This is a genomic window from Turicibacter bilis (assembly GCF_024499055.1).
GTDB lineage: Bacteria > Bacillota_I > Bacilli_A > MOL361 > Turicibacteraceae > Turicibacter > Turicibacter bilis.
Genome location: NZ_CP071249.1, coordinates 2,543,772 through 2,556,974, shown reverse-complemented (window position 1 = coordinate 2,556,974; position 13,203 = coordinate 2,543,772). Strand labels below are relative to the sequence as shown.

12 protein-coding genes are annotated in these 13,203 nt (G+C 33.6%); 3 read left to right on the top strand and 9 right to left on the bottom strand.

What is annotated here, in order from left to right:
- Positions 1 to 27: 27 nt before the first annotated feature.
- Both glgB and J0J69_RS12325 read right to left on the bottom strand, forming a co-directional pair.
- Entirely contained in the window at positions 28 to 2,010 is a 1,983-nt protein-coding gene (gene glgB / locus J0J69_RS12330) for a 1,4-alpha-glucan branching protein GlgB (protein ID WP_055304971.1), read from the bottom strand.
- A gap of 345 nt (positions 2,011 to 2,355) precedes the next feature.
- Positions 2,356 to 2,682: a YunC family protein gene (locus J0J69_RS12325; RefSeq protein ID WP_055243323.1), complete on the bottom strand. Its 327-nt coding sequence runs from the start codon at positions 2,680 to 2,682 to the stop codon at positions 2,356 to 2,358.
- Between the two features lie 156 nt (positions 2,683 to 2,838).
- Here J0J69_RS12325 and J0J69_RS12320 point away from each other — a divergent pair, with 156 nt between their 5' ends.
- Positions 2,839 to 3,300 carry a CBS domain-containing protein gene (locus tag J0J69_RS12320; protein WP_055243324.1) on the top strand — a complete coding sequence of 154 codons (462 nt, stop codon included), beginning with the start codon at positions 2,839 to 2,841 and terminating at the stop codon, positions 3,298 to 3,300.
- A gap of 614 nt (positions 3,301 to 3,914) precedes the next feature.
- Here the strand turns inward: J0J69_RS12320 and J0J69_RS12315 are convergent.
- From J0J69_RS12315 to sufC, 6 genes are all read right to left on the bottom strand, one after another.
- On the bottom strand, positions 3,915 to 4,211 hold the full coding sequence (locus J0J69_RS12315; protein WP_055243325.1) for a YgaP family membrane protein: 297 nt from the start codon (positions 4,209 to 4,211) through the stop codon (positions 3,915 to 3,917).
- Positions 4,212 to 4,362: 151 nt separating this feature from the next.
- A complete protein-coding gene (sufB, locus tag J0J69_RS12310) occupies positions 4,363 to 5,784 on the bottom strand; it encodes a Fe-S cluster assembly protein SufB (RefSeq protein ID WP_147614344.1) in 1,422 nt (473 codons plus the stop codon).
- 40 nt (positions 5,785 to 5,824) lie between these two features.
- The gene (gene sufU / locus J0J69_RS12305) at positions 5,825 to 6,265 is read right to left on the bottom strand and encodes a Fe-S cluster assembly sulfur transfer protein SufU (protein ID WP_055275595.1); all 441 of its coding nucleotides are present in this window, start codon (positions 6,263 to 6,265) and stop codon (positions 5,825 to 5,827) included.
- Complete coding sequence (locus J0J69_RS12300) at positions 6,252 to 7,481, bottom strand: cysteine desulfurase (protein ID WP_082411202.1); 1,230 nt, start codon at positions 7,479 to 7,481, stop codon at positions 6,252 to 6,254. Before J0J69_RS12300 ends, sufU begins: the two co-directional genes overlap by 14 nt.
- 13 nt (positions 7,482 to 7,494) lie before the next feature.
- Positions 7,495 to 8,712, bottom strand: coding sequence for a Fe-S cluster assembly protein SufD (gene sufD, locus J0J69_RS12295; protein WP_055304900.1), 1,218 nt, complete (start codon positions 8,710 to 8,712; stop codon positions 7,495 to 7,497).
- Positions 8,713 to 8,781: 69 nt separating this feature from the next.
- Complete coding sequence (sufC, locus tag J0J69_RS12290; protein WP_055243329.1) at positions 8,782 to 9,624, bottom strand: Fe-S cluster assembly ATPase SufC; 843 nt, start codon at positions 9,622 to 9,624, stop codon at positions 8,782 to 8,784.
- A gap of 436 nt (positions 9,625 to 10,060) precedes the next feature.
- Here sufC and J0J69_RS12285 point away from each other — a divergent pair, with 436 nt between their 5' ends.
- Entirely contained in the window at positions 10,061 to 11,680 is a 1,620-nt protein-coding gene (locus J0J69_RS12285; protein ID WP_212725457.1) for a Na/Pi cotransporter family protein, read from the top strand.
- A gap of 58 nt (positions 11,681 to 11,738) precedes the next feature.
- Here the strand turns inward: J0J69_RS12285 and J0J69_RS12280 are convergent, their stop codons facing one another.
- Positions 11,739 to 11,936 carry a hypothetical protein gene (locus tag J0J69_RS12280; protein ID WP_055243331.1) on the bottom strand — a complete coding sequence of 66 codons (198 nt, stop codon included), beginning with the start codon at positions 11,934 to 11,936 and terminating at the stop codon, positions 11,739 to 11,741.
- A 148-nt stretch (positions 11,937 to 12,084) separates the two neighbouring features.
- Here J0J69_RS12280 and J0J69_RS12275 point away from each other — a divergent pair, with 148 nt between their 5' ends.
- Positions 12,085 to 13,047, top strand: a complete 963-nt coding sequence (locus J0J69_RS12275; protein ID WP_055243332.1) for a Na/Pi cotransporter family protein — start codon at positions 12,085 to 12,087, stop codon at positions 13,045 to 13,047.
- Positions 13,048 to 13,203 lie beyond the last annotated feature (156 nt).

Genomic DNA, 13,203 nt, shown 5'->3' with positions numbered 1-13,203 from the left:
CCCTTCATCCCCCTCTAATTCTTCAAACTAATCGATGTTAATGTTTATAACATCTTCCTCTAATACAATTTCAACATCCTCTTTTTCATCTAATAAAACGTCTTCTTTTTCATCTAATAAAACGTCTTCTTTTAAAGGTTTGGCTTGATATTTTAAGATAACCGCTCCAAAAGGTGGAATAGTCATTTCAACAAAATAAGGCTTTCCATGAGTGACTCCTTCTTGTGAGCTTAAAGGTAAACCATTATATTGATTTGATCCATGATAATAATCACGATCACTATTTAAAATCTCTACATATTCCCCTTCCATTGGAACACCTACTCGATATTGATGATATGCCACAGGTTTAAAGTTTAATACAACGACTACAAAATCATCTGGATTTTTTGCTTTACGAATATATGAGAACATACTTTGCTCATTATTATTAACATCAATCCACTCAAATCCTTCAAATGAGTGATCTAATTCCCAGAATGCTGCATCATTTAAATATGTTTTATTTAAATCTTTAATGTAACGATTCGATGCATCATGCGCAGGATATTTTAATAAATGCCAATCAACTTGTTCTTTATCTTTCCACTCATGGAACTGCGCAATCTCATTGGCCATAAAATTAAGTTTTTTCCCAGGTAAGGTCATTTGATACGTGCACAATAATCTAAACTGAGCCATCTTTTGCCAATAGTCTCCTGGTGCTTTATCTACTAATGACTTTTTACCGTGTACAACTTCATCATGTGAAAATGGTAAAATGAAGTTCTCACTATAAGCATAGGCCATCGCAAAGGTGATGTAATTATGATGATATGGACGATATATATTATCTAACTCAATGTAATCTAGTGTGTCATTCATCCATCCCATGTTCCATTTATAACTAAATCCTAATCCTCCCACTGATACCGGAGCTGTTACTAATGGATAACTTGTTGAATCTTCAGCAATCATTAATAATTTATCATCTTCAGCAAAGAGTGCTGTATTTAATCGTTTTAAAAACTCGATGGCTCCATGATTCTCACCTCGATCTTTATTTCCGCCCCAATAAATCATGTTAGCAACAGCATCGACACGAAAACCATCGACATGATAATATTTCATCCAAAATAATGCATTTGAAATTAAAAAGCTTCGGACTTCACCTTTTGCTAAATCAAAATTTGCTGTTCCCCATTCAGAAATTGCGGCATCTGCAAATGGATATTCATAAACAGGTTCACCGTCAAATTGATATAATCCATGTGCATCACGACAAAAATGACCTGGAACCCAATCCATAATTACACCAATTCCTGCTTCATGACAACGGTTAATAAACATCATTAAATCTTTCGGTTCACCATAACGGCTACTTGCTGCATAATAACCAGTTGCTTGATATCCCCATGATCCATCGAATGGATGCTCATAAAGTGGCATTACCTCAATATGCGTATAACTATGTTCAAGTACATACTCAATTAAATCGTCAACAATTTCTGCATAACTATGGAAGTTTTCTGCCTCAACTAAATCTTCACCTCGGCGCCATGATCCTAAATGTAATTCATAAATGTTAAGTGGCTGTTCGAAGATATTAGATTGTTTACGTGATTCCACCCAAACCTCATCTGTCCATTCAAAATCTTCAATATCATAAACGACTGATGCAGTATGTGGACGATGCTCAGCATAGAAAGCATATGGATCAGCTTTAAGGATTTTTGCCCCCCATGAAGTTGTAATTTCATATTTATATGTTTCACCAGATTTTAATTTTGGAATATATAGCGACCAGATTCCATGATCTCCAATCATTTCATGATGAGTTCCATTCCAATTATTAAAATCACCAACAACGGATACAGCTTTTGCATGTGGTGCATACACACAAAAATAAGTTCCTAAATCTCCATTCTCATTCTGAACGACATGAGCACCAAATTTCTTATAAAGTTGTTTATGTGTTCCTTCACTAAAAAGATATCGATCAATCTCAGTAAATTGACAATACGGCTTCATTTTTTTTACTAAATTCTTTTTAATCTCATTCTTAAATAATTGGCGATTCTCTTGTGCTAATTCAAATTCAAACATTCACATTTCCCCCTTAGTAAACAACAATGATAGTCTAGACCTAGTCCTTTTAATTATAATCTACATTATCTGATTGAAAAGAACTGTTGTTACTGTAAAGCATTACACTTTTTCAACTCATAGCCCAATCACTTTATTGTTATTATAACGAAGAATGGATGATTCATTTGTCTAATTTTGAAAGATAACAGACATATCTATACTTTTTCTTACTTTTATTAATTTCATAAAAAAAGATTATCTCCTAAAAGAGATAATCTTTTAATATCCTTACTTTTCTAAACTTTTTGCCATCAATACTAAGGCATCTTTTCCTATCATACCTGGTTTAATTCCTAGCCTATCACATGCCACTGTTACTTTAGCTAATGGAGCTTCTAAAAGCTGTTCAATACTACGAACTCCCTCTGCACGTCCTGCAATAATTTTTCGAGCTCGTAATTTTTCAGAGTTATTAAAGAAATCAATATCTAGTGCTGCACACATAATGTATCCTACTTTTTCATAAGACACAATAAATAATGTCGTTTTAGGTAATTCTACCTCATAAGTTAAGAAATCGTAACCTTCAATATTAATTTTATTTACATGTAACACAACTTATCACCTCTCTATAACCTATGCAAAAAGCCTAAAGTAAGTGATAAAAAATGTTAATAAATAGCGTTCTTTGATATTTTAAACAATTTCAAGCATAAGGATCTATCGATTGTACAAACTAGAAATGAAATTTGTATACAAGGAGTGCTGTTTATGAAAGTAAAACAATTTATGACAGATGGCATCGAAGCACTAGCACCTAATGAAACGGTTTTAAATGCTTCAAGGTTAATGAAAAAATATGATATTGGATCACTTCCGGTCATTGATGAATCATCACAAGTTATTGGGATTGTAACTGATCGTGACATTGTTGTTCGTGTATTTGCAGACATTCTCCCTATGAATACAAAAGTGGAAGATATAATGACCCATCCTGTTCATACAATTATAGAAACAGCTGAAGTTGGGGAAGCAATCTCTTTAATGGCCAATAAACAAGTTCGTCGCCTACCAGTTGTCGACAATAATCATAAATTAGTTGGAATGATTTCACTTGGTGATTTAGCAGTTCATCAACTAACTGATGGACGCGCTGAAATTGCTTTAAAAGAAATCTCTGAACCGAATACTAACCCAAATCGCGACTTAGAAGTTGATGATTTTCCATTATAAAACGTGTACCGATAATAGAAGCTATTCTAATCAAACTAAAAAACTGAGTAAGCGACGACAAAGCAGTTCTCCTTTCTCAGTTTTTTATTAATATCTTTAACTCAATAATGGAAACTTTCTTCAAAATTAATAATTAAATCATTCCATCAATGATTGATTAAAATAATGTGGGGATGCAAACTCAATTCCTCTATACGCTTGTATCCCCGCAACTTTAAATGATTCGGTAGTTAAATATTTTTCTACCATTTCAATCATAATGAATAATTAGCCATTCATATCTGCTTTTAATGTAGACATTAAGATTAAGTCTAGACTCATTCCCTTTTGAACATATTAAATATATTCTTCAAAAATAATTTCATTCATGGCTGATGGATTTTTGACGCCACCTTCAATGATTAAATATTTCACGTTTTTAATCGTCCTTCAATACAATTAACATTTTATTATTTCTTCAAACCATTAATATAAGATGAATACTTAAACAGCCCCTCTCTTGAATGAAATAAAAAACTAATCACTTGTTATAAGTTAATTAAAAAAGTCACTATAAAATTTTGTAGTGACTTTTAGTATTTAAATATAATTAATATATGCACCCATTATTTATTTTAATCTTCATGATGACAACCGCATTGATGTTCTAGTTCTTCAAATTCATCGTCATCATCTTCTTCGATGTCAATTACACAACTACCAAGTGCTTCGTCTAATAATTCCTCATCACTTAGTGTTGATAGATTAAGCGCATCTAAAACGGGGCAATAACGGGTGATTCCCTCTGCAACTTTCATACTACCAAGTGCAGCCATCCATCCTTTATGCTTCATAATTCCTAAACTAACCATCATTAATCCGGCACTAATTCGAACATAAGCGTCCATGCGTCCAACGTTTTTTACACACATGTGAATCACTCCTTTCGTTAATAGTGTCTCATTTTTCGACATTTTAATTCATTTTATTCAACTAACAAATAAAGTAAAAAGACTAAGTCCATATTAAGACTTAGTCTTTTTACATAATAATTTAATTAAAATTTAAACAGCTAATCGTTGATTAGCCGATTGATCCATTCATTTCAAGTTTTAATAATTGGTTTAACTCAACCGCATATTCCATTGGTAACTCTTTTGCGAACGGTTCAATGAATCCCATAACAATCATTTCTGTTGCTTGTTCTTCAGTTAATCCACGGCTCATTAAATAGAATAATTGCTCTTCTGAAACTTTTGAAACTGTTGCTTCATGTTGAATCGTTACATCATCATTTTTAACAATGTTATATGGAATTGTATCTGATTTTGAAATATCATCTAAGATAATTGTATCGCATTCAACATGAGACTTGGCACCTTTAGCCTTTTTGCCATGTTCTACAATTCCACGATATGTTACATTTCCTCCACCACGTGATAATGATTTTGAAATAATTGTTGAAGATGTATTTGGTGCTAAGTGAATCATTTTGGCACCCGCATCTTGAATTTGTCCTTCTCCAGCAAATGCAATTGAAATTGTTGTTCCTTTTGCACCTTCACCTTTTAAGACACACGCAGGATACTTCATCGTAATTTTTGAACCGATATTTCCATCAATCCATTCCATATGAGCATAATCTTCACATACTGCACGTTTCGTTACTAAGTTTAAGATATTATTTGACCAGTTTTGAATCGTTGAGTAACGACAACGTCCACCCTTACGAATATAAATTTCAACAACTGCAGAGTGTAATGAATCAGCTGAGTAAGTTGGTGCCGTACATCCTTCAACGTAATGAATATCTGCCCCTTCATCAACAATGATTAATGTACGTTCAAATTGTCCCATACTTTCAGTATTAATACGGAAATAAGATTGTAATGGTTTCTCAATTTTTACGCCTTTTGGAACATAAATGAATGATCCACCTGACCAAACGGCACTATTTAATGCGGCAAATTTATTATCTGCATAAGGAATAACTTTTCCAAAGTATTCTTTAAATAAATCTGGATATTCACGTAATGCTGAATCTGTATCCATGAAGATAACTCCTGCTTCTTCAAGTTCTTTTTGGTTATTATGGTAAACAACCTCTGATTCATATTGTGTTGAAACCCCAGATAAGAACTTAGCTTCTGCTTCTGGAATCCCTAATTTATCAAACGTATCTTTAATTTCATCTGGAACGTCTTCCCAACTATTTTCTGTCTTTTCAGACGGTTTAATATAATACGTATAATCATCGAAATTAATTTCTGATAAATCTGGTCCCCATTCTGGCATTGGCGTTTTCGCAAAATGCGCATAAGCTTTTAAGCGATACTCTAACATCCATTCAGGTTCACCTTTGATGGCTGAGATTTCTCGAACAACGTCTTCTGAAATTCCTTTTCCTGTATCTTTTAAATTTTTATATTCTGTTTTGAAGCCATATTTATAATCCGTTACAATGCCTTCAAGTTCGTGTTTTTTCTCTTGTACTTCAGTACTCACCCAGTAACCCTCCATTTCGGTTTGGTATGATTTTTTTATGTTATTTTTTTATTTCGTTAATTGCTTGCTCAGCAGCTTTCCATGAAATAGTTGCACATTTAACACGTGCTGGGAATTTAGACACACCTTGATAAACTGGTGCATCTCCCATATCTAAATCTTCATCGAATTCATTACCTTTAACTAACTCATAAAAATTGTTTGTAATATGCTGAGCTTCGTCTAATGTTTTTTCTTTTAATGTTTGAGACATAACCGAAGCTGATGAACAACAAATTGAACATCCAGTTCCTTCATGACGTAAGTCAATGATTTTACCGTCCTCTACTTTAACTTGAACCGTAATATCATCTCCACATGTTGGGTTTTTTAAGTGAACTTCATGATACCCATCTTCTTGTAATAATCCTTTATTACGAGGATTTTTATAATGATCCATAATAACTTGGCGATATAATTGCTCTAAATTAGAAAAAGACACCGTCGAAAAACTCCTTTCCTTTACGAGTGGCTTCAATAAATGCATCCACTTCTTCTTTTGTATTATATAAATAGAAACTTGCACGTAAAGTGGCTGGTTGACATAACCATCCCATTAATGGCTGTGCACAATGATGTCCAGCACGTACACAGACCCCTTCGGCATCATAAATAGTGGCTGCATCGTGTGGATGAACCCCATCAATATTAAATGAAATGATTCCAGTTTCAGCATCACGATTAAAAATCGTTACCCCACCTAATTCTTCAAGTTTTTCAACCGCATAGTTTCGTAACTCTAATTCATGTGCTGCAATATTATCAAATCCAATTGCCTCTAAATAATCGATAGCTGCTCCAAGTCCAATTGCTCCAGCAATAACTGGTGTCCCTGCTTCAAAACGATAAGGAGCATCTTTCCATGTTGATGTTACTTCACCAACGATATCAATCATTTCACCACCAAATTCCATTGGCTCTAATGCGTTTAATAATTCATATTTACCATATAAAACACCAACACCTGTTGGTCCACACATTTTATGTCCACTGAAAGATAAGAAATCACAATCTAAATCTTGAACATCAATTTTCATATGTGGAGCTGCTTGAGCTGCATCAACTGAAATGATTGCTCCTACTTCATGAGCTAAAGCTGTGATTTCTTTAATTGGGGACACATATCCCATCACGTTAGAAACATAGTTAATCGCAACAACTTTTGTCTTATCACTTAAAACTTTTTTAAAATTTTCTACTGTAATATGACCTGTTTCATCAAGTGGGATGAATTTTAAGACAGCACCTGTCACACGAGCCACATGTTGCCATGGTAAGAAGCTACTATGATGTTCTAGCTCAGAAACAATGATTTCATCCCCGGCTTTTAAATTATATAAACCATAACTTTGAGCAACTAAGTTTAGGGCGTGCGTTGCCCCTTTAGTAAAAACAATTTCTTCTACCTTTTTAGCATTAATTAATTGTTTAACCTTTTCACGTGCTCCTTCATATAATTCCGTTGCATCGTTACTTAATTGGTATACACCGCGATGAACATTAGATGTTTTCTTCGTATTGTAATGATTTACGGCGTCAATAACCACTTGAGGCTTTAACGTTGTAGCACCACTATCTAAATATACTAATGGATGTCCGTTCATCGTTTCCTTTAAAATAGGGAAATCTTCACGGATACGATTGACATCGATTGACATTGTCTCCACCTCTTTAAGCATTAATTTTACGTTCAATAACCTTCACGAATTCTGATTTGATTACCTCGCTACGAATATCATCAATGAATGGCATTAAGAATCCGTAAATAATTAAAATTTCAGCTGCACGACGCGTTAATCCACGACTCATTAAATAGTATAATTGCTCTTCGTCAATTTTACCAACACCAGCCGCATGTCCAGCTTTAACATCATACTCGTCAATTAAAAGAATTGGATTAGCATCGGCACGTGCTGTTTCAGATAAAATCATGGCACGGCTTTCTTGTTGTGCATTCGATCCATTCATTCCTTTATTAATTTTTCCGATTCCATTGAATGTTAATTGAGCACTATCTTTTGAAACCCCATGGCTGACAATATGCCCTTCTGTATAAGGAGCCAAGTGTTCAATATTGACTGTGATATTTTGTTTTTGTTTGCCTTCAGCAATCGCCACTGTTTTCACTTCAGCAGTTGCACCTTGCCCGACTAAAGCAACTAAGTTCTCAGAAACTGTATTTCCGTCATTTAAAGCTCCTAATGATAATAAGAAACTTCCATTTGCTTGAACATTTGCTTTACGACATTGGTAAACTGTTGAATCTTGGTGTAAACGATCCATCGCTGCATATTCAACATGTGCATTTTCACCAACAACAACTTCTGAAATCGCATTGATGTTTGCTTTTGAAGTATTATGATAGTTTTCGATATATTTGAATTGTGAACTTTGTTCTGCCACGATTAATGTGTGATTCATTAATGATCCATTTTCTTGTACATATACAACATTTAAGACATCATTAATCACTTTATTTTTTGGAACATAGATAAATAAACCACTATTTAAATGAGCAACATGCATTGCCACTAATTTATTCATTTCTACTGGTGTTACTGTCATGAAATGAGACTTAAATAAATCTTCATGAACCGTTAAAGCCTCTGTTAAGTTGGCTAATACAACTCCATTAAAGGCATCACTTAATTTCTTGTAAACAACAACGCCGTCACATACGATGACAACATTTTGTTCATCAGCATTCACTAAGTGCGAAACTGCTGCTGGGATTTCATTCTCTTTATATGAAACTGGAGCTTGTGCTTCAATGACATCGAAGGCCCAGTTTTTAATATTTGTACGATCTGCTTTTGGTAATTTTAATGAAGGCATCGCAGCTAAAGCTTTCGATTGCATTTCATTAACCCAAGTTGGTAATTGCGTCATCAATCTGACCCCTTTCATCTATAACTTTTAAATCTTATCAGTACATTTATTATATAAACAGTGTTTAGATTATAGGTCTAACATTTCTTTTGTAGCACATGTTCCGATTGATACGACTTTACGTTTTTCATCTTCAACGATTACTCGTTCATCTTCGATTCCTAATTCTTGTTTAATCCAATCGTATCCTTCACGATCAATACGTTCAATTAATTCTGGTCCACCAGATTTAACGATACGCCCTTTCATCATGATATGAACGAAGTCTGGTTTGATATGGTCTAATAAACGTTGGTAGTGAGTAATTAATAAGCATCCAAAGTTTTCACCACGCATTGAGTTTACTGCTTCTCCAACAATACGTAATGCATCAACATCTAATCCTGAGTCAATTTCATCTAAAATTGCAATATTTGGTTTTAACATTAACATTTGTAAAATTTCATTACGTTTTTTCTCTCCACCTGAGAATCCTTCATTTAAGTAACGATGTGGTAAATCTTCACGCATTTCTAATTTTGCCACACTCTTATCTAATTCACGAATAAACTTAAATAAAGGAACATCTTTTCCTTCTTCCATACGTGTTTGCATAGCTGTACGTAAAAAGTCTGAGTTTGTAACACCTGGTACTTCTGCAGGATATTGCATTGCTAAGAATAATCCAGCACGAGCACGCTCATCAACTGACATAGCTAATACATCTTCATTATTTAATGTCACATTTCCACTTGTTACATGATATTTAGGGTGTCCCATAATTGTAGAAGATAATGTCGATTTTCCAGTTCCGTTAGGTCCCATGATCGCATGAACTTCTCCGCCTTTAATTTCTAAGTTTACGCCTTTTAAAATTTCTTTATCTTCAACGTTTGCACGTAATTCTGATATCGTTAAAACAGGTTTTTGCATGTTTTATTTCCTCCATTCAAGTGATTTACATTTTTTCAAAGTAATTTTATTATACTAAATTCACATCTTAAAACCAAATAATATAGTAATCTTCTTTACAAATCGATATTTTTATTGTAGTAAAGCATCCAATCTTTGTTATTTTTAGATACGCAAGTTTATTACATACATATTTTTTTATAGATTTCTTTAAATCTTTATGCCTGTTGCAGAATAAATATATAGAAAGTGTAAAAGAAATAAAAAATAACAGAATTTTATAAAAAAATGTAGTTACACTAAAATTATAAAATGCCACCGTAAATAACGATTACTTTTTATTTTTTTAAAATACTATCGTTTTTTATCTTAAATATAGGTTAATCTATTAACATATTATTTTCATTTAGAGGATTTTGTAGTATTATGGAACAGGATAAAATTTGGAGGTAACTGTATGGAATACATTAATATCTTACTAGGTCTATTTAGTGGACTTGCCCTATTTTTATTCGGTATGGAATTTATGGGAGATGGACTTGAAAACGCAGCAGGTTCACGATTAAAATCATTCTTCGATAAAGCCATTACAAATCCACTTAAAGGGGCTTTAGTAGGAACAATTGTCACAGCAATTATACAAAGTAGTAGTGCTACAACCGTAATGGTCGTTGGTTTCGTTAACGCAGGTCTTATGAGCTTATACCAAGCAGTAGGAGTCATCATGGGGGCTAACATCGGGACAACGATTACTGGTCAATTAATCACATTCAAAATTGATGATTACATTCCATTATTCATCATTATCGGGGCGGCGCTTATCTTATTCATGAAACAAGAAAAGCGTAAAGAAATCGGTAAAATCGTCTTTGGGTTCGGTCTTTTATTCATGGGATTATCTCAAATGAAAGATGCAATGAGCCCAATTGCCCAAACAACATTCTTCCAAGACTTAATCTTAACTCTTGAAGGAAACATGTTCTTAGGAATTTTAGTCGGGGCAGCTATGACTGCAGTCGTACAAAGTTCTTCTGCATCAACAGCAATTCTTTTATCCCTAGCTGCAACAGGTGCAATTAGCTTACAAGTAGCGATTCCTATCCTATTCGGTAATAATATCGGAACATGTGTAACTGCCCTATTATCAAGTTTAAATGCCAATAAAGTGGCTAAGAAAGCTGCATTCATCCATTTATCATTTAACTTAATCGGAACATTAATCTTCTTACCATTGATTAATATCCTATCGCAAGTTGTGATGTATATGGGTGGAGATATTGACAAACAAATTGCCAATGCACATACAATCTTTAATATTGTCAATGCAATTATTTTATTACCATTTGCTGGTGTGTTTGTTAAATTAGCTAACTTAGCTCTTAAAGATAAAGAAGGTGAAAAACCAACGATTAATCGTTTAGATCGTCGTTTCCTTGAAACACCTGCGATTGCATTCGAGCAAGCATTCCAAGAAAGTTTAACAATGTATGATTTAGCAAAAGAAAACTTAACACTTTCAACAAATGCTTTAATTGATGGTAAAGTAACAAATCTCAAAAAAATCTTTAAAAATGAATCAGAGATTAATCGCTTAGAACGTGAATTATCTACATTCTTAGTGTCAATTTCTTCTCATGATATTACAGAAGTTGATACTAATCGTATCGCATCAATGATTAAAATCATAAGTGATATTGAGCGTATTGGAGATCATAGTAAAAATATCGCTGAATTAGCCGAAGAAGTTTCAACAAGTAAATTAACATTTACAAGTGATGCATTAGAAGAGTTAAGATTAATGTATAACTATACAATCGAATCGATTAATTCATCTTATGCAAGCTACAAAAATAATAATCGTCAAAAAGCAAATGACACAATGATTTTTGAAGAAAATATCGATCGCTTAGAAGAGTTATTACGTGATAAACACATCCAACGCTTAAGCCAAAACAAATGTAATGCTCATAGTGGTGCTGTATTCTTAGATGCTATTTCAAACTTTGAACGTATTGGTGATCATTCAATCAATATCGCTGAATATGTTTTAAGTTTAGATAATAATATGACAAAATAATTTATATTATCCACAAAAAAACAAGTTAGGATGAATGTCCTAACTTGTTTTTTTATTTTTATTTAAGACCAAATACTAAGTCCATTAATCGTAATAATTCATTTGCCTCTTCTTGATTACGAATAGGATGGTATTTAAAAAAGTCTAACGTTTTTAGTTGAGCCTCACTAACTATTCGATCAATTGGGCCTCCTATTTCTAGAGTCGTTCTTAATCTTTCCTCTATCTCTACAACTTTGAATAAAATATGATTCATCTTCGCCACATCCCTTTCTATTAAATAAACTGACTTATTATGGCTTTAAAATGGACAGTTTATTCATTTCCATCGAAGAATTTATGGACTAAATTTTAAAGAGGGAACGTACAATCTAGAGATACTAACATCAATAGGAGTGAAAATAATGACTGTACTACCGATCATCCTTAGCTTATTTTGCGGTCTTGCTCTCTTTTTATATGGAATGCGACAAATGAGCAATGCCTTGAAATCATTAGCTGGCAATAAATTAAAAGAAACAGTTTCTACCACCATTACTTCTCCTTATAAAGGAGCATTTATTGGTTGCATCTTTACCGCACTCGTTCAAAGCAGTTCAGCAATTACTGTGTTAGTCGTTGGGCTAGTGGATACAGGATTAATGACTTTATTACAAGCAACCGGAGTCATTATGGGAGCTAACATTGGAACAACGGTAACTACGCAATTGATTACACTTAATTTAACGGATTTTATTCCTTACTTTATTTTTTTAGGAGCTACCCTAATGCTCTTTTCTACCAAGAAAAACATTCATCATATCGGGCATTTTTTATTTAGTTTTGGGATGTTATTTCTCGGGCTTGGAATCGTTAAATCATCAATGAGCCCTATCGTCTCTTCTGGCCTTTTCCAACGACTCATTTTTAATGTTCAAGGTAAACCTCTTCTGTGTATTCTTCTGGGAATGTCCATTACCTTCTTAATTCAAAGTTCCTCAGCTTCAACAGCCATTCTCATCTCACTCGCTTCTACCAGAGCAATCACTCTTTATACAGCCATTCCTATTCTTTTTGGCCATGAAATTGGAACATGTATGACAGCTATACTATCTAGCTTAAGTGGTAATACAGCCGGAAAGCAGGCAGCACTCATTCACTTTACCTTTAATTTTCTGGGAACACTACTCTTCTTACCATTCATCGACAATCTAATAGATTTCACTGCAACCTTTAGTCCAACACCTGAACGACAAATTGCGAATGCACAACTTTTCTTCAATTTATCGACTGTATTCTTATTCCTACCATTTAGCAAACTATTCGTTAAATTTGCTGAAATGGTCTTTCATGAGAAAAAACAATCCACCTACCGACATTTTCGATAGAAAAAGGGAGCACTCATTTAAGAGTCTCCCTTTTGTTTACTTTTAATGTCTTTTTTAGTAATAAGCTATCACCCTACCAGCAGAGATACCTCATTAGTGGAGGATACTTTTCTTTCGAAAAAGACAAGGACTCCATAGCTAAGCTGACAATCGAAG

Bases quoted from the DNA above. Each gene is read 5' to 3' on its own strand.
- sufC (WP_055243329.1), bottom strand. From the start codon at position 9,624: ATGCAAAAACCTGTTTTAACGATATCAGAATTACGTGCAAACGTTGAA.
- sufD (WP_055304900.1), bottom strand. From the start codon at position 8,712: ATGACGCAATTACCAACTTGGGTTAATGAAATGCAATCGAAAGCTTTA.
- glgB (WP_055304971.1), bottom strand. From the start codon at position 2,010: ATGAAGCCGTATTGTCAATTTACTGAGATTGATCGATATCTTTTTAGT.
- J0J69_RS12275 (WP_055243332.1), top strand. From the start codon at position 12,085: ATGACTGTACTACCGATCATCCTTAGCTTATTTTGCGGTCTTGCTCTC.
- J0J69_RS12320 (WP_055243324.1), top strand. From the start codon at position 2,839: ATGAAAGTAAAACAATTTATGACAGATGGCATCGAAGCACTAGCACCT.
- J0J69_RS12300 (WP_082411202.1), bottom strand. From the start codon at position 7,481: ATGTCAATCGATGTCAATCGTATCCGTGAAGATTTCCCTATTTTAAAG.
- J0J69_RS12315 (WP_055243325.1), bottom strand. From the start codon at position 4,211: ATGTGTGTAAAAAACGTTGGACGCATGGACGCTTATGTTCGAATTAGT.
- J0J69_RS12280 (WP_055243331.1), bottom strand. From the start codon at position 11,936: ATGAATCATATTTTATTCAAAGTTGTAGAGATAGAGGAAAGATTAAGA.
- J0J69_RS12285 (WP_212725457.1), top strand. From the start codon at position 10,061: ATGGAATACATTAATATCTTACTAGGTCTATTTAGTGGACTTGCCCTA.